Below are 19,392 nucleotides of genomic sequence, written 5' to 3'. Positions count from 1 at the left end.
CCTGCCGAGCCGGCGTCGCGATGCGACCGGCGCGGGTGCGGCGGTGCGCCCATGCCCCGGCGATCTTGCGCGGCGCGGGGCTCCTCGTGTCATCCCTATGATCCGATGGGCTTCGGTCGGTCCGATCCCGCGCCGGCGCGCGGTGCGTCGTTGCTGCGGGCTGCCACGCTCAGCGGCGGGCGGCTCCGATTGTCCGGGTGCCGCTGGGGGAAGCGTGCGTCGCGACCGCGCCCTCTCGCCGGCAAACACCGCTTCCAGGGTTCCGCAGCTCAGCACTCCACCGGTGCGAGGCGGGGCGGTGTGATTCGGAGCCTGCCGACCTTCGTCCTCCGTGGCCGGACGGCAGACGCCGTCCTCAGACCGCCGTATCGGAATAGTGCGTGGCCAGCGGCAGCGAGGCCGTGGCCAGGAACGAGCGATAGCGCCGTCGCGCGTCGATGGCGGTGCCGTTGTCGCAGATGGCGGCCTCCTGCAGCTCGGCGATGGCCCAGGGGTTGGGCTCCACCGGCAGGGCGACGATCTCGGGCGCGTTGTGCGAGGTGATCTCGATGATGTCGTGGGCGGTGAGAGCCTGCAGGGCGTGGGCGGCGAGCTGGCGCTGATAGGCCCGCCGCTCGGGCGCGATGTCCTCCCAGGCCTCCAGGAGCGGATAGCGGTCGCGCGAAAAGGCGTGCATCGCCCGCGCCATACGCTCCACCATGTCCGCCGCGATCATCCCGTCACCCTTTTGGCCTGTCGATCCCTACGGATGCTGAAGGTGCCTGGAAGGGGTTTCACGACCGTTGCGAAAAGGGGCGATTTGGCCGCATGGTCAATGAAACATGAACGCGACGCGCGGGGCGGCGGGGCCGGGCTGCTCGGGCGGCGTGGAGAACAGGATCAGGAGCGAACAGATGCGGGTGACCTTCGACATGCTCAAGGTGAAGCTGTTCACCGATGGGGCGGACAAGGCTCAGATCATGGAGATGGCCCGGCACGGCCACATCGCCGGCTTCACCACCAATCCCTCGTTGCTGCGCAAGGCGGGCGTCACCGATTATGCCGCGTATGCCCGTGATCTGGTGGCGGCGGTGCCGGATCGTCCCATCTCGTTCGAGGTGATCGCGGACGATGTCGCCGAGATGCGCCGGCAGGCGCGGTTGATCGCGGAATGGGGCCCGAACGTCTATGTGAAGCTGCCGGTGTCCACCACCCGCGGCGAGCCGCTCTACCCGCTGGTGCGGGAGCTGTCGCAAGCGGGCGTGAAGGTGAACCTGACGGCGGTGTTCGATCTGCCCCAGGTGGATGCGGGCGTGGCGGCGCTGGCGGGCGGCGCGCCCGCCTGTATCTCGGTGTTCGCGGGCCGGCTCGCCGACATGGGGCTGGATTATGCGCCGGCGGTGCGCCGCGCCGTGGACCTTGCCCGCGCCACCACGAATGTGGAGGTGATCTGGGCCTCCACGCGCGAGGTGTGGAACGTCATCGAGGCCGACCGCCTGGGGTGTCACATCATCACCGCGCCGGCGGATGTGCTGAAGAAGCTGCCCGGCATCGGCAGCCGCAGCGCGGCTGAATTGTCCCTCGACGCGGTGAGGGCCTTCCGCGCCGATGTGGAGGCGGCGGGCCTCACCCTGCCTGCATCCGGCCGCGAAGCCGCCGCCTGAGGCGGTTGCGAATAACCGGCCGCGCGCGACGCACAATGGCCAATGGCCCCCGGGCGGCCATTGCGCCGGCGGGCGGCGCTGTTAGACTTGTCCGCAAGGCGCAGCCGGGGCGTGACGCACACACCGAGCTTGAGCGCATGATTCCGCCTTTTGGCGAGGGCATCAACATGAGGGACGAGGCGCACGGGTCCGTGCCGGGCTCGGAGCCGTCTTCCCGCACCGGGGGCGAGGGGCGCGACCCCGCGCCTGGCCCCGCGCGGCGGGGATCCGGGCGGCCGGTGCCGGCCGACGACGCGGTCTATGCCGCGATCGACCTCGGCACCAACAATTGCCGCCTGCTCGTGGCCCGTCCGACCCCGCGCGGCTTCCGCGTGGTGGATGCCTTCTCGCGCATTGTCCGCCTGGGCGAAGGGCTCGGCGGGTCCGGCCGGCTGGGCGAGCCGGCGATGGATCGGGCCGCGGCCGCGCTCGAGGTGTGCGCCGCCAAGATGGCGCAGCGGGGCGTCACCCGTGCCCGCGTGATCGCCACCGAGGCCTGCCGCGCCGCCGACAATGGCGATGCCTTTTGCGCCCGCGTGCGTGAGCGCACCGGCCTTGATCTCGAGGTGGTGGACCGGCGCACCGAGGCGGGCCTTGCCGCCACCGGTTGCGCACCGCTGGTGGATCCACGCGGCGACGGGGCGATCCTGTTCGACATTGGCGGTGGCTCGACCGAGGTGGTGTGGCTCGGCCGCCGCTCGGCCGGCGACGACGGGCCGCCGCGGGCCCGCATCCGGGCCTGGATTTCGCTTCCGGTCGGCGTCGTCTCGCTGTCCGAGCGCCATGGCGGGGTGCGGGTCACGCCCGATGTGTTCCATGCCATGGTGGCCGAGGTGCGCGCCATGCTGGAGGGTGTCCGCGAGAGCTGGGGCTTCCGCCCGCCTTATCGGCTGCACCTGCTCGGCACCTCCGGCACGGTGACCACGGTGGCGGGCATCCATCTGGGCCTCGACCGCTATGACCGCACCCGGGTGGATGGGGCCTGGCTCAGCGACACCTGCATCGGCGAGGTGGTGGGTCGGGTGATGGGCATGTCGTTCGAGGAGCGGGTGGCGAACCCCTGCATCGGCGCCCAGCGCGCGGATTTGGTATTGGCCGGCTGCGCCATCATGGAAGCGGTGCGGGCGGTGTTTCCGGCGGAGCGCCTGCGGGTGGCCGATCGCGGACTGAGGGAAGGCATGTTGGTTCAGTTGATGCGTGCCGATGGAGTTTGGCGGCGGCCCGGAAAGGGCGGCCACGCGGGGCCGGATCGCGCCCGCGCTCAAAGAAAGGATGCACGGTCGTGAACACTCCGTCCCGCGGGCCGGATGGCCGGCCCCTGAAGGTGCGCGTGAAGACCGCGCGCGGCCGCACCACCTCCCAGCAGAAATGGTTGCAGCGCCAGCTCAACGATCCCTATGTGGCCCGTGCCCGGCGCGAGGGATGGCGCTCGCGCGCGGCGTTCAAGCTCATCGAGATCGAGGAGAAGGCCCGGCTCCTGAAGAAGGGTATGCGCATCGTCGATCTCGGCGCCGCGCCCGGCGGCTGGAGCCAGGTGGCGGCGCAGAAGATCGGGCTGGAGGCGGGCCACGGCAAGATCGTCGCCATCGACCTGCTGGAGATGGAGGCGATTCCCGGCGTGGTGTTCGCGCAGATGGATTTCCTCGAGCCCGATGCGCCCGAACGGCTGCTCGCCTTGATGGACGGCCCGGCGGACGTGGTGATGTCCGACATGGCCGCCAATGCCACCGGCCACAAGAAGACCGACCACCTGAAGATCGTGGCGCTGGTGGAGCTGGCGGCGGAATTTGCCCGGCAGGTGCTGGCGCCGGGCGGTGCCTTCCTCGCCAAGGTGCTGCAAGGCGGCACCGAGGGGGCGCTGCTGGCGGATTTGAAGCGGGACTTCGCCCAGGTGAAGCATCTGAAGCCGGCCGCGAGCCGCGCCGATTCGGCCGAACTCTATGTGCTGGCCACTGGCTATCGCGGGCGTGGTGCCGTCGGCGCGGATGAGGGTTCGCCGACCGATTCGCCGGCGGCGCAAGAGTGAGCGCGGCGTGATACCAAAGGCCTGTGAGTGTGACTCACTGGGCTTTGGTCAAGCCCGCGCGGCGCCTGAGCGAACCCACTTGGCACCGGTCAAGGACCGGGGCCGATGGTATAGAGTGGGCGCGGGATAAAAGTGAGCGCGCGCTGCCCCGCGGGGTGGGCTCAGTGCTGTTCCACCTCGCCGCGCGGGTCGGTGATGTCGGCGGGCTTGGCGATCAGCTCTCGGCCGGCGGTCTTCGGCAGCAGGATGAAGTGGAAGACACTGAGCGCGCTCACCACGGCCACCACCAGGAAGGCGGCCGTGAAATCCGCCTGGGTGACGTGAAGCTCGTGCCGGCTGCCGCGCATCATCTCCAGCACCAGCCCCGCCAGGGCGACGCCGGTGGACAAGGAGACCTGCTGGGCGACGCTGGCGAACGAGGTGGCGCTGCTCATCTCGCGGTCCTGCACCTCGGCATAGCTCAAGGCGTTGAGCGCGGTGAACTGGAGCGAGCGCAGAAAGCCGCCGAGCAGGAGCAGGCTTACGATCAGCCAATAGGGCGTCTGCGCGGTGAACAGGGCATAGGCGGCGATGAAGCCGGCGGAGACCACGGCGTTCACCGTCAGCACCCGCTTGTAGCCCACGGTGCGGAGAATGCGGGCGGCGGTGACCTTCATGACAATGGCGCCGGCCGAGGCCGAAAAGGTGATGAGACCCGAGGCGAGGGGCGAAAGGCCATAGACCAGTTGCAGCAGCAGCGGCAGCAGGAAGGGCAGGGCGCCGATGCCCACCCGGAACAGGGAGCCGCCCACCACGCAGGCGCGGAAGGTGGGGTAGCGCATCAGCCTCAGGTCGAGCACCGCGTGGGGCGTGTGGCGGGCATGGCGCACATAGGCGGCCAGCGACAGCGCGCCGATGCCGGTCACGATGACCACCACCCAGAGCGGCACCAGATGCTGGCCCAGCACGGCGAAGCCGAACACCAGCCCCGCGAGCCCGATGCCGGACAGCACCAGGCCCTTCAAATCGAGCGGCGGCACGTCTTCCGCGCGCACGTTCTCGATGAAGCGGGTGGCCAGGAATACCCCAAGGATACCGATGGGCACGTTGATGAGGAACACCAGCCGCCAGTCGAAATAGGTGGTGATGAAGCCGCCCAGCGGCGGTCCGATCACCGGTCCGAGCAGGGCGGGGATGGTGAGCCACGCGAGGGCAGACACCAGCTCGGATTTCGGCACCGCGCGCAGGATGACGAGCCGGCCCACCGGCACCATCATGGCGCCGCCGAGCCCCTGGATGACGCGGTACAGCACGAAATCGGCAAGCGACGTGGCGAGGGCGCACAGCACCGAGCCCAGGGTGAAGATGACGATGGCGGAGCGGAACACGGTGCGCGCGCCATAGCGGTCCGCCGCCCAGCCGCTGGCGGGAATGAAGACCGCCAGCGACAGCAGATAGGAGGTCAGCGCCAGCTTGAGCGCCACCGGATCCTCGTGGAGGTCGGCGGCGATGGCGGGCAAGGAGGTGGCGATCACCGTCGCGTCCACCTGCTCCATGAACAGGGCGCAGGCGACGATCAGGGGAATGAGGACCTGCGGGGGGAGAGCGAGGCGGGGCACGGCGTCATCCTGGCGGAGTGAGCGCTTCTTAAGTCACTTTAGCGGCTGGATGAAGAGGCCGGATCGGTGCCCTTCAGGTGTGATTGGGCGCGGTGCGCGGATCGGAGGGCTTGGCCTTGCTGGCGATCAGCTCGGCGCCGGCGCCCTTGGGCAGGCCGGCGAAATGGAACACCGAGAGCCCGCTGACCACCGATGCCCTGGATGAAGCGGTAGATCACGAAGTCGGTGAGCGAGGTGGAGAAGCCGCACAGCACCGAGCCCAGGATGAAGACCGCGATCGCGGCGCGGAACACGGTGCGGGGGGCGGATATCGGCACAATGGTATCCCGAGGGGGCCGGTCGTTGTAGCCATCTGCCCTTGGGGCATGAAGCGGCCGCGGTGCCGCGCCGATTTGCGCCGGGGAGGGGTCGCCGCCGCTTGCGCCGTCGCCGCCGAGGCCCATATCGAGGGGGACGTGTTCTTACGCGCGAGGATCTTCAAGCGAAACGGATTCCGGTGCGTGTGAAGAACAGGCGTCAATGCAAAAACCGAGAGCGGATGACGTGAGCCGGTGCGAACGGAAGACGCTCCAAGGTACTCCGGGAGGTGCTGCACCATGGTCTATCTGCTCGCGGCGCTGCTGCCGCCGCTGGGGCTTCTGCTGAACGGCCAGCCGGTGTCGGCCGTGGCCAATCTCATCATGATCGTGCCGTGCGTGCTGCTGGGGCTGATCTTTCCGCTGTTCCTGCTGCTGCCCTCGGCGCATGCCCTGATCTCGGTGCACATGAAGCGCAATGATCGCTGGCAGCGCCGCATGCTGGAAGCCATCGCGCGGCGCGATGCACCGCCCGGCGGGCGGCCCTGAGCCGGAAGCAGATGGCGCCGGCGAGGATGCCGTCGTGGTCCGGGCGGGCCGGCGCATCGGCGGCGGGCGGGCCGGTCTTGCCGTGACAGGTCGGTGCGCTGGCCCCAATGGGCGTCGGCTGCGGCAGTCGGATAAGAGGCCCTTGGCCGCGCGCGAGAGCCGATGGCAGAGATGCCCCCGCGTCCGTCCCCAGGCGCCTCAAGCGCGCGAGGCCGATCCTGGGCACCGGGTGTTTCCGCGCGTTATCGGCGCGGAAACACGGCGGGCTCCGAGGGGGCCGTGCGGCTGTGAGCGCCGGTCAGAAGAAGCGGCGGCCGCCCTCTTCGTCCTGACCCGGCTCGCGGGTCAGGCGCGGGGCCTCATCGCGCCGGATGAAATCCGAAAAAGGGTCACGAGCGTCCTCCCGGGCGCTCGCGGGGGCAACTTCGAGGGGCTGGGGACGGGCGGGAGCGGCGGCGGCGGGTGCCGGGCGCGCGTTGGTGATGGGCACTGCGCGGCCCGAATCGGTGGTGCGCGAGGCCTTCGCGTCGAGCCAGGGCAACGGGAAGGGCGAGGCGATGAAGGCCACGCCGTCCTCCTGCTCCCAGGCGACCATGTAGACTTCCTCGTCCACCGGCATACCGGGCAGGGAGAACATCTGCGGCGCCTCGCGGGCGGAACCGGTCCAGCCCAGCGAATGGGCGAGCTGGAAGGCTTCGTCGAGGAAGGAGCTCAGGGCCGCCAGGCGGTCGGCCCGCAGGTTCTGGATGAAGTCCACATCGAGCAGGCGGCGCAGATAGGTCTCCACGCTGTCGCCCGCGGCCCATTGGGCGCCGGTGGCGAACTGGTACACGTAAACGCGCGGGTTTTCCATTCCTCAGCTCCACCCCAGGGAGAATATCGCCGACCCCGGCGCGCCGCGACTCCCTCGGATCAGATCCTTGGGATGCGGATGACGTTCGGGGCCAAGTTCGCCCCTTGTATCGTCTTGTCGAGCGTTTTCAAAGAGACGCCGGTCGGCGGACCGGTGGGGGCCGGCTCGGGTCTGTCGTCGCGGCGGGGCCCGGCGCCTCCGGCAAGTCATTGAAACAGCATGCTTGCTTGGGAGCGCGCCGGTATCTGGGCAGGTCGTTAACCAGATCTTTACGATACCCGTCCGCGACCGTGGAGAACCGGCGCCGGCACGCTCACAGGGCAGCGCGCAAGCGGGCGGCGCAAGCGCTCGGGAAGGTGCCTTTTCCGATGGAAGAGGCGCTCGTTAGCGGGCGTCGTCCGGAGCGGTCCAACGGGCGGCGGCATCATCGTCGGCGCTCTTGGCGGCCACCCAGCCGCCGGCCGAGGGCGCGCCTCGATCTCCGGCCGCCCGTTCCTCCTTCTTCCAGAAGGGCGCGTTGGTCTTCAGCCAGTCCATCAGGAATTCCGCGGCGGCGAAGGCCGCGCCGCGGTGGGCCGAGGCGGTGGCCACCAGCACGATGGGTTCGCCCGGAACGATCCGCCCGTGACGGTGCACGATCACCGCCCCTTGCAGGGGCCAGCGGCTCCGAGCCTCGGCCAGCAGGCGCGCCATCTCCTCTTCCGCCATGCCGGGATAATGCTCCAGTACCAGGGCGGTGAGGGGCGCGGCGCCGGCATCGGCGCGGCACAGGCCGGTGAAAGTCACCACCGCGCCCACATCGGTGCGGCCGGTCGACAGGCGCGCGCTCTCCACCGCCGCGTCGAACGGCTCGGCCTGCACCCGCACCTGGAAGATGCCGCCATCGGGTGGGATCGGAGCGCTCATGGTCAGCCCCCGGTCATGGGCGGGAAGAAGGCCACTTCCCGCGCGCCATCAAGCGGCGTGTCCGGCTTCACATGGCGGCGGTCGAGGGCGGCGCGCACCACCTTGGGGTCGGCGAAGGCGGCGGCATGGGCTTCGTCCCGGCCCGCCAGCCAGCGGGCGAGATCGGCCACGCTTACCACCGTGTCGGGCGGGTCGAGGCTCTCCTCGGCCACGCCCACCCGCTCCCGCAGCCAGGCGAAATAGAGGATCCTCACCTTTTCTCCTCCACCAGATGGCGCGCCCCGGCCCGGAAATAATCATAGCCGGTGTAGAGGGTGAGCACGGCCGAGATCCACAATAGGGTGAGCCCGATGATGGTAATGCCGGGGACGAGCCTTTCCCCGGCCGTGCCGGTGATGAGCACGCCCACCGCCACCAGTTGCACCGTGGTCTTCCATTTGGCGAGGCGCGACACCGGTACCGACACCCGCAGCTCGGCGAGGAACTCGCGCAGGCCCGAGACCAGGATCTCGCGGCACAAGATCACCACCGCGGCCCACAGGGACCAGCCGCGGATGGTGCCGTCGGACGCGAGCATCAAGAGGCTGGTGGACACCAGGAGCTTGTCGGCGATGGGGTCGAGCATGCGGCCGATGGCCGATTGCTGCTGCCAGGCGCGGGCGAGGTAGCCGTCGAAGAAGTCGGTGATGGCGGCGGCGACATAGAGCGCCAGCGCCACCCAGCGCAGCCACAGGCCGCCGTGCAGGATGTCCGACCAGAACAGGCATGCCGCCACCAGTGGCACTGCCACGCAGCGCGCATAGGTCAGCAGATTGGGCACGGAAAGGGCATGGCCCCGTCCGGGCGCGGGGGAAGGGGATGTGCGCGTTGCGGCGTCGGCCATGCTTGTCACTTCGCAAGAGCGATCGGGGTCGCGGTTCCCCTCCTTTAATCCGCCCCGGGCGGCGGGGAAACCCGGTTGTGGTGCGCGGCGCTCAGGCCGGCGGTCGCTCATGGAAATAATCATAGACTGCCTTGGCGGTGGCCGCATTGATTCCGGACACCTGCTCAAGGTCCGCGAAGGAGGCCCGTTCGATCGCCTTCAGTGTGCCGAAATGGCGCAGCAAGGCGCGTTTGCGCGTGGGGCCGACGCCTGGAATGGCCTGCAGGCCGGCTTCGGTGATGTCCTTTTTGCGCCGGGCCCGGTGGGAGCCGATGGCGAAGCGATGGGCCTCGTCGCGCAGGCGCTGGATGAAATACAGCACCGGGTCGCGCGGTTCCATGCGGAACGGGGTCTTGCCGGGCAGAAAGAATTGCTCGCGGCCCGCCTCCCGGTCGAGGCCCTTGGCGATGCCCACCAGCGGCACGTCGGTGATGCCCAGTTCGCCCAGCACCGCGCGTGCCGCATTGAGCTGGCCCAGGCCGCCGTCGATGAGCACCAGATCCGGCCAGGGCGAGGCGCCCTCGGCATCGGGCAGGGCCGTGTCGGTGTCGGGCGCCTCCAAGTCCGGCGCCTCCAGGTCCGGCGCCTCCAGGTCCGGCGCCTCCAGGCCGGGTTCCTCCACGACCGTCGCCTCCATGTCGGGGGCGCTCGTGGGCGGGGCGGCGGTGTCGGGGCTGGCGGGGGGCTGGGCGTCCGGCTGGGCGGCTGCGCGCGGGGCCTCCTTCAGCAGGCGGGCGAAGCGGCGGGTGAGCACCTCGCGCATCATGCCGAAATCGTCACCGGGCACGATGTCGGCCGACTTGATGTTGAACTTGCGGTATTGGGATTTGCGGAAGCCCTCCGGCCCCGCCACGATCATGCCGCCCACGGCATTGGTGCCCATGATGTGGGAATTGTCGTAAACCTCGATGCGCTGGGGCGCATGGGCGAGGCCGAAGGCTTTCGCCACCCCATCCAGCAGCTTCGCCTGGGTGGCGGTTTCCGCGAGGGTGCGGCCGAGCGCCTCGCGGGCGTTCTGCAGGGCATGCTCCACGAGGTCGCGCTTCTCGCCGCGCTGGGGCGCGGCGATCTCGACCCGGAAGCCCGCCTTTTCCGAAAGCGCCTCGGACAACAGCGCCTGCTCCTCCACCTTGTGGGACAAGAGGATGAGGCGCGGCGCCGGCTTGTCCTCGTAGAACTGGGACAGGAAGGCGCCCAGGACCTCGCTTTCGTCCAGGGAGCGGTCGGCGCGCGGATAATAGGCGCGGTTGCCCCAGTTCTGGCCGGTGCGGAAGAAGAAGACCTCGATGCAGGTGGCCCCGCCCTCCTGGTGGCAGGCGAACACGTCCGCCTCCTCCACCGAGCGCGGATTGATGCCCTGGCTGCCCTGCACGGCGGACAGGGCGGCGAGGCGGTCGCGCAGGCGCGCGGCGCGCTCGAATTCCAGGGCTTCGGCCGCCTGCTCCATCTCCTGGGCCAATTCCTCCTTGATGGCGCGGGAGCGGCCGGAGAGGAACGCCTTCGCCTCCCGCACCAGCTGGGCATACTCTTTTTCGTCGATCTCGCCGGTGCAGGGGGCGGCGCAGCGCTTGATCTGGTGGAGCAGGCAGGGGCGCGAACGGTTCTCGTAATAGCTGTCGGAGCACGAGCGCAGCAGGAACGCGCGTTCCAATGCGTTGATGGTGCGGTCCACCGCCCACACGCTGGCGAACGGACCATAATAATCCCCCGGCCGGTTGCGCGCGCCGCGATGCTTCAGGATCTGCGGGGCGGCGTGGTCGGCGGTGATGAGGATGTAGGGAAAGGACTTGTCGTCGCGCAGCAGCACGTTGAAGCGCGGCTTCAACTGCTTGATGAAGTTGGCCTCCAGCAACAGCGCTTCCGGCTCGGTGCGGGTGGATACGAACTCCATGGCATGGGTGGCCGCGATCATCCGCGCGATGCGGTTGGTGTGGCCCACCGGGCGGGTATAGCTCAGCACCCTCTTCTTGATGCTCTTGGCCTTGCCCACATAGAGCACGGTGCCGTCGGCGCCGAGCATGCGGTAGACCCCCGGCCCCGCCGGGGCGTGCTTCACCGCCCTGACGATGGCGGCCCGGCCGGTGGCAAGGCTCGCCTCCGCCGGCGCCTCGGTCTCCCCGTCCTCGGAGAGCAGCAGGAGGGGCTGCGCGTCGGTGTCGTCCGCGGCGTCGGCGCGCGCGGCGTCCTGCGGGTCGCCGGGTTCGACCCCGGTGGGCATGTCCGGACCCGCATGGCGGGACGATCGCCGCATGCGCGCATCGGCGTCGGGAAGCTGGAGTTCGGGCGGGTCCGTGGGGCGTTTGCCGGTCATGGGCGCAACTTAGGCAGTCGTGGCCGCCAGAACCAGGGGCAGGCGCGGCCGGGGCCGAGGGAGATTGCACGCGAGGGCCGCGGCGCGCCGTGGTCAGGAACTATCAACCCTGTCGGCGAGGAGCTGCCCCGCAGCCCGCGCGGGGCCGCGTGTGCTTGATGCCGTTCATCTTCAAAATCAATGTGTTGATCCGTTTACGGAGCGTTCAGCATAGGCCGCATCGGTGCCGGTGCGGCCAAATTTGCGCAGGCTTTTCCTGCGAGAGTGAAGCCGCTGGCCCCAAGCCGGCGCGGTGCGCTGGCGGCGGGGTTGCGAGGCGTCCGGGATGTGTGGCGGAGGTTGAGAGGCGGGCTGTAAAACGTGGCTGTGATTGGCTTTCTTGGCCCGTTGTCCACTGTTTACAGATCTTCGTAGATAATATTGAATCTGTGGATCTCAACTATCTGTTCAGGTTTCGGAGCGAATGGAAGGTTCCAGAAATGGGGCGCAACTGTGATGATGCCGCAACGGCGCCTTGTTTGACATTCCGTGCTCTGAGTGCGGTAACGAAAGGGAAAGAGTCTGCCACATCTCGGCCGTTTTTGATTTGGTCGGTGTGGCGCAGTCGCTACAGACCTGTGCGGCGCGGGTCTGTATGAAGTCTCCCATGATCGGCGTTCGCCTTCGGGTGGGCCGAATTGAAGCAAGAAGGTATCCGTCATGTTGAAGCGTACTTTGCTGGGCGTGTCCGCCCTGGCTCTTCTGGCCGGTTCTGCGTCCGCCGCCGATCTGTCCGGGCGCTACCAATATCCCGTGAAGGCGGCCGTGGTGCCCGTGGCCATGTTCTCGTGGACGGGCTTCTACGTCGGCGGCAACGTGGGCTGGGGCTGGGCCTCCAACTCGTTTGACGTCACCTCGGGCGGCATCACCTACGGCTATGACGTCGGCAATTCGAACGGCGTGTTCGGCGGTGTCCAGACCGGCTACAATTTCCAGTTCGCCAACAATGTGGTGATCGGTGCCGAAGCCGATCTGGAGTTCGCCGACATCGGCCAGAGCGCGGTGCTGGTGGGTGGCCCGGCCACCGGCTTCACCACCTCGTCGAACGTGGATTATTTCGGCACCATCCGCGGCCGTGTCGGCTATGCCTTCGACCGCTTCCTGCCCTATTTCACGGGTGGCGCGGCCTGGGCCAAGACCAGCTTTACCGGTCCTTGGGGCGTGTCCTCGGATGGCACCCGCTGGGGCTGGACCGTGGGTGGCGGCGCCGAATACGCCATCACCAACAACTGGACGGTCAAGGCCGAATATCTCTACATCGACCTCGGCGACAAGAGCATCGTCTATCCGTCCCTGGAATCGGTGTCGTCTGGCCTGACCATGAACACCGTGAAGGCCGGCGTGAACTACAAGTTCTGATCGCCGCCGCATGTAAAAGGGGCTCCCCGGCCCATGCCGGGGAGCCCCTTTTCGTTTGGGCGCCGCCCGCCGGAGGCCTCAATTGCGCGGCGCGCTGCGCAGGGGAATGGGCTGGGCGGTGCCGCTTTCGTCGCGGATGGCGAAGCGCCAGCGCCCGTCGGCCTCGCGCGTGACCTCGTATACAAGCCGGCCGGTGACGCGGTTGTCCTTGTCGAAGGTGAGCACGCGCGGCTTCAGGGCCGGGATCTCGTCCTCGCCGACATAGACCGAATTGCAGATGATGACCTCGTCGCCGGGCTGGCAGGTGCGGGCGGCGGCGCCGTTGAGCACGCAGCAGCGCGAGCCGCGCTCGCCGAGGATGACATAGGTGGAGATGCGGGCGCCGGAATTGCGGTTCCAGATCTCCACGAACTCCATCGGCAGGATGCCGGCTTCCTCGCAATGGTCCGGGTCGAGGGTGATGGAGCCGTGGTAGTTGAGGTCCGCCCCGGTGACGGTGATGCCGTGCAGCTTGCCGGCGACGATCTTGCGCATGGGTGTTCCTGCCCGCTTCTCGTGAGGGTGCATCTCGTATTGTCGCGTGTCTCTGGCGCGTCACGGGTGCAGCCCACGCGGCGCTTGAGCGAAATCTTCTTTGCCCCGGTCGGCGACCGGGGCGGTTGGTCTTAATCGCGTGGGCGCTTCGAGGGAAGGGCGCGGCACCAGGCGGGGGCGGCGCGGCCGTTCACGAAGGTCGAATCGTCGCAGCGTCAAGGCGCGGTCCGGTAACACGGGGACGCAATTCTTGAACGCTGCGGCGGGGCCAGTTTCGCAAGCCGCCTCGCTTCTTGCGCGGTTGTCGTGCTAGGAGCCGGCACCGTGAACAATAGAGTGAGGGCTGTGATGGCTCATCCGGCTGCGCCCGAGGCGCGTGCCCTTCGCGTCGGTGTCACGGGCATCGGCATCATGGGTTCCAACCACGCCCGCGTTCTTGCGGAGCTGCCCGGCGCCGAGCTGGTGGCGGTGGCGGACCCCGACCAGGCCCAGGCGGAGCGCGTGGCGAGCTTCCTTGGCTGCAAAGCGGTGGGCGACCACCGGGCGCTGCTCGATCTCGGCCTCGATGCCGTGGTGGTGGCGGCCCCGACCCATCTGCACCACAAGATCGCCCTGGACGTGATCGGCGCCGGCTGTTCCGTGCTGGTGGAAAAGCCCATTGCCTCCACCGCCGAGGAAGGCCGCGAGATCGTCGAGGCGGCCCGCCAGAAGGGCGTGACCCTCATGATCGGCCATGTGGAACGCTTCAATCCGGCGGTGCGCGCGGTGAAGGAAGCCATCCGCGGCGAGCACATCCTGTCGGTGGCCTTCACCCGCGTGGGGCCGTTCCCGCCCCGCATGTCCAATGTGGGCGTGGTGATCGATCTGGCTGTGCACGATATCGACCTGATCCGCTGGCTGACCGATTCGGAAATCGCCGAGGTGCAGCCGCAGACCTCGGCCGCGCTCGCTGCGCGCGAGGATATTGCGCTGCTGCAGTTCCGCACCGCATCGGGCGTGCTCGCCCACATCAACACCAATTGGCTGACCCCCTTCAAGGCGCGCACGGTGCATGTGGCCACCGCCAAGAAGTATGTGATCGGCGACCTGCTCACCCGGCAGGTGACCGAGCATTTCGACTACCGGCCGGACGGCTCCTATTCCACCCGGCACCTGCCGGTGGCCTATGCCGAGCCGCTCCGGGCGGAGCTCGAAAACTTCCTTGCCGCCGTGCGCACCGGGCGCACGCCGGAGGTGACCGGCGAGCAGGGCGTGGCGAGCCTCGAGATCGCCATCTCGTGCCTTGCCGAGCATGGCGCCGCGGCGCCCGCCCAGCGGCGCGCCGTCGGTTGATTCGATCTTCATTTCAGGATGCGTTCCCCCGTGGCGCGCGTCCTCTTTCAGGACTTGGCTCATGACGTCTTCCGCGACGGCCGCCGCGCCCATCGCCTTCATCGATCTTGCGGCGCAGCGCGCCCGCATCGGCAAGAGGATCGATGATGCGGTGCAGGCGGTGCTCTCCTCCTGCCGCTTCATCAACGGCCCGCAGGTGGGTGAGCTCGAAGAGAAGCTGGCGGCGTTCGCCGGCTCCAAATATGCGGTCACCTGTTCCTCCGGCACCGATGCCCTGGCCCTCATCCTGATGGCGTGGGGCCTGAAGCCGGGCGACGCGGTGTTCTGCCCCGCCTTCACCTTCTGCGCCACCGCCGAGGTGGTGCCATGGGTCGGCGCCACCCCGGTGTTCGTGGATGTGAAGGAAGACACCTTCAACATGGACCCGGAGAGCCTGGAACTGGCGATCGCCATCGCCGTCGAGCAGGGGCTCACCCCCAAGGCGGTGATCCCGGTGGACCTGTTCGGCCAGCCGGCGGACTATGACGCGCTCCTGCCCATCGCCGAGAAGCATGGGCTGAAGGTGCTGTGCGACACCGCCCAGGGCTTCGGCGGCACCTGGAACAACCGGCGGACCGGTTCCATCGGCGATGCCACCGCCACCTCTTTCTTCCCGGCCAAGCCGCTCGGCGCCTATGGCGACGGCGGCGCCATCTTCACCGACAGCGAAGAGCTGGCGACCATCCTGAAAAGCCTGCGCGAGCACGGCCAGGGCGTGGATAAATACCAGAACGTGCGGATCGGCATGACGGCCCGCCTCGATACGGTTCAGGCGGCGGTGCTGCTGGAGAAGCTCGCCATCTTCGAGGAGGAGATCGCGGCGCGCGATGTGGTGGCCAAGCGCTACAATGCGCTGCTGAAGGACGTGGCCACCGTGCCGGTGATCGATCCGCGCGCGACCTCGGTGTGGGCGCAATACACCCTGCGCCTGCCTCCCGGCGTGCGCGACGGCCTCGCCGACGCGCTGAAGGCGGACGGCGTGCCCACGGCGGTTTATTACCGCCTGCCCATGCACCTTCAGCCGGCCTATCGCCATTATCCGGCGGCGGGCGCCATCCTGCCCGTGTGCGAGGCGCTGGCGGAGGAAGTCATTTCCCTGCCCATGCACGCCTATCTCGACGCGGCGACGCAGGATCGCATCGTCGACGCGGTGCGCCGCGGCCTTGGTCGCTGAGGGTCCGGTCGCCGGCGTTCCAGCCATGCTATGATCGGTTCGAGATCACCTTTCAGGGACCCTCGGACCCATGGCCGACGCCGCGCGCATCGCCCCCCGCCTGACCGTCGCCGCATTCCTCGCCCTGAGGGGCGAGGAATGCGTGCGCTACGAGCTTGTGGAGGGGGTGCCGGTGCGGGCCATGACGGGCGCGAGCCGGCGGCACGACCGGATTGTCGTCAATGCCATCGCGGGACTGCGCCAGTCGTTGAAGGGGAAGCCGTGTGAGCCATCCACGGCCGACATCGCCATCGTCGTTCCCAATGGCAATGTGCGCCGCCCCGATGTGAGCGTGGACTGTGGGGCGCTGGATGATCGCGCCCAATTGGCAAGCGATCCCCGCCTCGTGATCGAGGTTCTGTCGGCCTCCACGCGCGGCATCGACCTTCTGCGCAAGCTGGAAGAGTACAAATCGGTGCCCGGCCTCGCCTATATTCTCATCGTCGAGCCGGAGGCGCCGCGGGCGCTGCTCTGGCGGCCGGAGGGCGGTGCCGCCGCGCCCTGGGGCCTGGAGGAACAGGCGGGCCTCGACGGCGTGTTCCATCTGCCCGCCATCGGCGCGACTCTGGCCATGGCCGACCTCTACGACCGGGTCAGCTTTACGCCGGACGCTCAAGTCTGAGGGCGTGACCGCGCGCAGGCCGCACGCCGCGTCACGCCGTCCCGTGATGTCGGCGCGCTGGCGCCGGGGCGCGCGAACGGCTAGCTTTCGCGCCGCTCTCACCACGGCGCGCCAGGCTCCATGTTTCGCTCCATCCTTTCCGTCGGCGGCTTCACCCTGCTCTCGCGCCTCGCCGGCTTCATCCGCGACGTGGTGATGGCGGCGGTGCTCGGCGCCGGGCCGGTGGCCGATGCCTTCCTGGTGGCGTTCCGGCTGCCGAATCATTTCCGCGCCATCTTCGCGGAAGGGGCGTTCAACGCGGCCTTCGTGCCCACCTATGCGCGCCTGAGGGAACAGGACGGGGTGCCGGCGGCCCGGCAGTTCGCCGACGAGATCCTCACCGCCATGATGCTGGTGCATGGGGTGCTGCTGGTGCTGGCGCTCGGCTTCACGCGCGAGTTCGTGGGGCTGCTGGCGCCGGGTCTCGCCGAGGATGGGGCGCGGTTCGAGCTGGCGGTGACGCTGACCCGCATCACCTTTCCCTATCTGGCGCTGATCTCGGTGGCGACGCTGGTGTCGGGCGCCCTCAATGCGTCCGAACGCTTCTGGGTGGCGGCGGCCTCGCCCATCCTGCTCAACATCTGCATGGTCAGCACCCTGCTCGCGGCGGCGCTGTTTCCCACCGCCGGCCATGCGGCGGCGTGGGGCGTGCTCATTTCCGGCGTGGCGCAATTGTTCTGGGTGGGGCTCGACGCGGAGCGGCACGGCATCGGCCTGCGGTTCGGCTGGCCGAAGATGGATTCGGGCACGCGGCAGTTCCTCAAGGCCCTGGGTCCGGCCATCATCGGCTCGGCGGGGGTGCAGATCGCGCTGTTCGCCGACACCATCATCGCCACCTTCCTGCCCTCGGGCGCCCTCTCGGCGCTCTATTATGCGGACCGCATCAATCAATTGCCCATCGGCGTGGTGGGCATCGCGGTCGGCACCGTGCTGCTGCCGGAGATGGCGCGGCGGCTTGCGGTGAAAGACGATGCCGGCGCCGCCCACGCGCAGGCCCGTTGCATCGAATTGTCCACCTTGCTCGGCCTTCCCTTCGTGGCGGCGGCGCTGGTGGTGCCGGACCTCACCATGCGCGCCCTGTTCGCGCGCGGCGCCTTCACCACGGCGGACGCGGCCGATGCGGCGGCGACCCTTCGGGCCTACGGTTTCGGCCTGCTCGCCTTCGTGGTGGTGCGGGCCTTCATCGCGCCCTTTCACGCCCGCGGCGACACCCGCACCCCCATGATCGCCGCGCTTACGGCGGTGGCGCTGAACGTGGCGCTGAAGTTCGCGCTGATGGGACCGTTGGCCCAGGTGGGCCTTGCCTTCGCCACGGCGGTGGGCGGCTGGATCAATGTGAGCCTGCTCATCCTGTTCGCGTGGCGGCGCGGATTCCCGCTCGGGGACGCGGCGCTGGGCGGGCATCTGGCGCGGCTCGCCCTGGTGCTGGTGGTGGTGGCGCTGGCCCTGTGGGGCACCCAGGCGCTGGCGGCGCTGGCTGTGCCGGCGCGGATGCCCGGTCGCGAGGAAGTGATGCTGGCGCTGGTCGTGCTCGGCGGCGGGGCGGCTTACGCTGCCAGCGTCTGGCTGTTGCTCGGCCGGCGCTTCCTGGCGGGCGTCATGGGCCGGCATATGCCCGCCGTGGTGTCGTGAATGGTCCGTTTGCACCGTGGCGGCGGCGTTGCCATTAAGTCACTGTCGACCGTTCGCCGCCCTTTGACGTCCGTGGCGACGGCGATTTCCGCGATTCAGGCGTTTTGCATCGCACCGGGCTGTGCTATCGCAACGCCTCTCATTCCGGTTTCGGCTCGTCGGTTGCGGGAAGTGCCGAACCCCTCGCCCCAGAATTTTTCGCGGATCCCAAGGATCCGTCAGGAGCCGGATTTGATGACGCACCCCATGCGCTCAGCTTTCTTTTTCGCGCCTGCCCTTCTCGCGCTGTCGCTCGCGGGCTGTGGCCAGCCGACCGCACAGCAGTCGGGGCCGCCGCCGGCGCCCCCGGTGACGGTGGCGCACCCTTCCACCCGCACCGTGACCGATCAGGACGAATATGTGGGCCGCTTCGTCGCCATTGACGAGGTGAACGTGCGCGCCCGCGTGTCCGGCTATCTGGACTCCATCCACTTCACGGACGGGCAATTGGTGAAGCAGGGCGACCTGCTGTTCACCATCGATCAGCGCCCGTTCAAGATCGCCCTCCAGCAGGCCCAGGCGAACCTCGCCCAGGCCCAGGCGAACCTGGACTTCACGAAGGCCGACCTCGAGCGCGCCCGCTCGCTGCTGGAGGACCGCAACTCCACGGCCATCTCCAAGCAGACCTTCGACCAGCGCACCCAGGCCGAGCGCACCGCCGCCGCCACCGTGCAGTCGCAGGAAGCCGCCGTGCGGTCCGCCCAGCTCGATCTGGACTTCACCGAGGTGAAGGCGCCGGTCTCCGGCCAGATCGGCGACCGGCGGGTGTCGGTGGGCAATTATGTGACCGGCGGCACGGGTGGTTCGCCGACCCTGCTGGCGGTGATCGTCTCCACCAATCCCATCCGCTTCGAATTCACCATCGACGAGGCCTCACTGCTGCGCATCCAGCGCCGCAAGGCCGATATCAAGGGCGATCCGGTGGCCCTGAAGCTCATCGATGACAAGGGCTTCGTTCACAACGGGAAGATGGACTTCCTGAACAACGTCATCGACCGCGAGACCGGCACCATCCGCGGGCGGGCGGTGTTCGACAATCCCAACGGCCTGTTCCGGCCGGGCATGTTCGCGCGCATCCGCCTCAATTCGTCCGATCCGCATGAGGTGATGGTGGTGCCCGATGCCGCCATCGGCACGGAGCAGGTGAAGAAGTTTGTCTATGTGGTGGGGCCCGACAACACGGTCTCGCAGCGCTTCGTCACCCTCGGCGCCACGGTGGGCGACCAGCGCGCGATCCTCGAAGGGTTGACGCCGCAAGACGTGGTGGTGGTGAACGGGCTGATGCGGGTGCGTCCCGGCGTGACGGTGACCCCGCAGATGGCTGACGCCCCCAAGGCTGACGCCCCCAAGGCTGACGCCCCCAAGGCTGACGCCCCCAAGGCTGACGCCCCCAAGGCTGAC

Annotated in this window: 18 protein-coding genes; 10 read left to right on the top strand and 8 right to left on the bottom strand. The window is 68.7% G+C overall.

The window, feature by feature from the left end:
* Window positions 1–355: 355 nt before the first annotated feature.
* Window positions 356–715: a hypothetical protein gene (locus HUW53_RS01360; RefSeq protein ID WP_237343944.1), complete on the bottom strand. Its 360-nt coding sequence runs from the start codon at window positions 713–715 to the stop codon at window positions 356–358.
* 106 nt (window positions 716–821) lie between these two features.
* Here HUW53_RS01360 and HUW53_RS01355 point away from each other — a divergent pair, with 106 nt between their 5' ends.
* The 3 genes from HUW53_RS01355 (at window position 822) to HUW53_RS01345 (ending at window position 3,708) form a co-directional block, all read left to right on the top strand.
* Window positions 822–1,643 carry a transaldolase gene (locus tag HUW53_RS01355; protein WP_237343943.1) on the top strand — a complete coding sequence of 274 codons (822 nt, stop codon included), beginning with the start codon at window positions 822–824 and terminating at the stop codon, window positions 1,641–1,643.
* Window positions 1,644–1,810: 167 nt separating this feature from the next.
* A complete protein-coding gene (locus HUW53_RS01350; RefSeq protein WP_237344131.1) occupies window positions 1,811–2,968 on the top strand; it encodes a Ppx/GppA phosphatase family protein in 1,158 nt (385 codons plus the stop codon).
* Complete coding sequence (locus HUW53_RS01345; RefSeq protein ID WP_237343942.1) at window positions 2,965–3,708, top strand: RlmE family RNA methyltransferase; 744 nt, start codon at window positions 2,965–2,967, stop codon at window positions 3,706–3,708. The genes HUW53_RS01350 and HUW53_RS01345 overlap by 4 nt, the downstream gene beginning before the upstream one ends.
* Before the next feature lie 161 nt (window positions 3,709–3,869).
* On the opposite strand, the gene HUW53_RS01340 is transcribed toward HUW53_RS01345, so the two are convergent.
* A complete protein-coding gene (locus tag HUW53_RS01340; RefSeq protein WP_307500250.1) occupies window positions 3,870–5,306 on the bottom strand; it encodes a DHA2 family efflux MFS transporter permease subunit in 1,437 nt (478 codons plus the stop codon).
* 596 nt (window positions 5,307–5,902) lie between these two features.
* Here HUW53_RS01340 and HUW53_RS01335 point away from each other — a divergent pair.
* A complete protein-coding gene (locus HUW53_RS01335) occupies window positions 5,903–6,151 on the top strand; it encodes a hypothetical protein (protein WP_237343941.1) in 249 nt (82 codons plus the stop codon).
* Between the two features lie 298 nt (window positions 6,152–6,449).
* On the opposite strand, the gene HUW53_RS01330 is transcribed toward HUW53_RS01335, so the two are convergent.
* The 5 genes from HUW53_RS01330 to uvrC all read right to left on the bottom strand — a co-directional run bounded on the left by HUW53_RS01330 (window position 6,450) and on the right by uvrC (window position 11,143).
* Window positions 6,450–7,004 carry a hypothetical protein gene (locus tag HUW53_RS01330; protein ID WP_237343940.1) on the bottom strand — a complete coding sequence of 185 codons (555 nt, stop codon included), beginning with the start codon at window positions 7,002–7,004 and terminating at the stop codon, window positions 6,450–6,452.
* A gap of 384 nt (window positions 7,005–7,388) precedes the next feature.
* Window positions 7,389–7,910 carry a molybdenum cofactor biosynthesis protein MoaE gene (locus HUW53_RS01325; protein WP_237343939.1) on the bottom strand — a complete coding sequence of 174 codons (522 nt, stop codon included), beginning with the start codon at window positions 7,908–7,910 and terminating at the stop codon, window positions 7,389–7,391.
* Window positions 7,911–7,912: 2 nt separating this feature from the next.
* Window positions 7,913–8,164, bottom strand: coding sequence for a molybdopterin converting factor subunit 1 (gene moaD / locus HUW53_RS01320; protein ID WP_237343938.1), 252 nt, complete (start codon window positions 8,162–8,164; stop codon window positions 7,913–7,915).
* Window positions 8,161–8,793, bottom strand: coding sequence for a CDP-diacylglycerol--glycerol-3-phosphate 3-phosphatidyltransferase (pgsA, locus tag HUW53_RS01315; protein WP_237343937.1), 633 nt, complete (start codon window positions 8,791–8,793; stop codon window positions 8,161–8,163). The genes moaD and pgsA overlap by 4 nt, the downstream gene beginning before the upstream one ends.
* A gap of 91 nt (window positions 8,794–8,884) precedes the next feature.
* Complete coding sequence (gene uvrC / locus HUW53_RS01310; protein WP_237343936.1) at window positions 8,885–11,143, bottom strand: excinuclease ABC subunit UvrC; 2,259 nt, start codon at window positions 11,141–11,143, stop codon at window positions 8,885–8,887.
* A gap of 699 nt (window positions 11,144–11,842) precedes the next feature.
* Between uvrC and HUW53_RS01305 the strand changes: the two genes are divergently transcribed.
* Window positions 11,843–12,541: an outer membrane protein gene (locus HUW53_RS01305; protein WP_237343935.1), complete on the top strand. Its 699-nt coding sequence runs from the start codon at window positions 11,843–11,845 to the stop codon at window positions 12,539–12,541.
* A gap of 78 nt (window positions 12,542–12,619) precedes the next feature.
* Here HUW53_RS01305 and panD read toward each other — a convergent pair whose 3' ends face one another.
* The gene (gene panD, locus HUW53_RS01300) at window positions 12,620–13,075 is read right to left on the bottom strand and encodes an aspartate 1-decarboxylase (RefSeq protein ID WP_237343934.1); all 456 of its coding nucleotides are present in this window, start codon (window positions 13,073–13,075) and stop codon (window positions 12,620–12,622) included.
* Between the two features lie 348 nt (window positions 13,076–13,423).
* On the opposite strand from panD, the gene HUW53_RS01295 reads away from it, so the two are divergent.
* The 5 genes from HUW53_RS01295 to HUW53_RS01275 all read left to right on the top strand — a co-directional run.
* Entirely contained in the window at window positions 13,424–14,407 is a 984-nt protein-coding gene (locus tag HUW53_RS01295; protein WP_237343933.1) for a Gfo/Idh/MocA family protein, read from the top strand.
* Between the two features lie 61 nt (window positions 14,408–14,468).
* Window positions 14,469–15,620: a DegT/DnrJ/EryC1/StrS family aminotransferase gene (locus tag HUW53_RS01290; protein WP_237343932.1), complete on the top strand. Its 1,152-nt coding sequence runs from the start codon at window positions 14,469–14,471 to the stop codon at window positions 15,618–15,620.
* A gap of 70 nt (window positions 15,621–15,690) precedes the next feature.
* Window positions 15,691–16,281 carry a Uma2 family endonuclease gene (locus tag HUW53_RS01285; RefSeq protein WP_237343931.1) on the top strand — a complete coding sequence of 197 codons (591 nt, stop codon included), beginning with the start codon at window positions 15,691–15,693 and terminating at the stop codon, window positions 16,279–16,281.
* A 120-nt stretch (window positions 16,282–16,401) separates the two neighbouring features.
* Window positions 16,402–17,952 carry a murein biosynthesis integral membrane protein MurJ gene (gene murJ, locus HUW53_RS01280; protein WP_237343930.1) on the top strand — a complete coding sequence of 517 codons (1,551 nt, stop codon included), beginning with the start codon at window positions 16,402–16,404 and terminating at the stop codon, window positions 17,950–17,952.
* 234 nt (window positions 17,953–18,186) lie between these two features.
* Window positions 18,187–19,392 (top strand): efflux RND transporter periplasmic adaptor subunit (locus tag HUW53_RS01275; protein WP_336885708.1); only part of this gene is annotated, 1,206 nt, incomplete at its 3' end.

The sequence above is a fragment of the Xanthobacter agilis genome (assembly GCF_021730435.1).
Lineage (GTDB): Bacteria > Pseudomonadota > Alphaproteobacteria > Rhizobiales > Xanthobacteraceae > Xanthobacter > Xanthobacter agilis.
The sequence above is the reverse complement of the archived record's forward strand: the minus strand, read 5'-3'. Positions and strand labels throughout refer to the sequence as shown.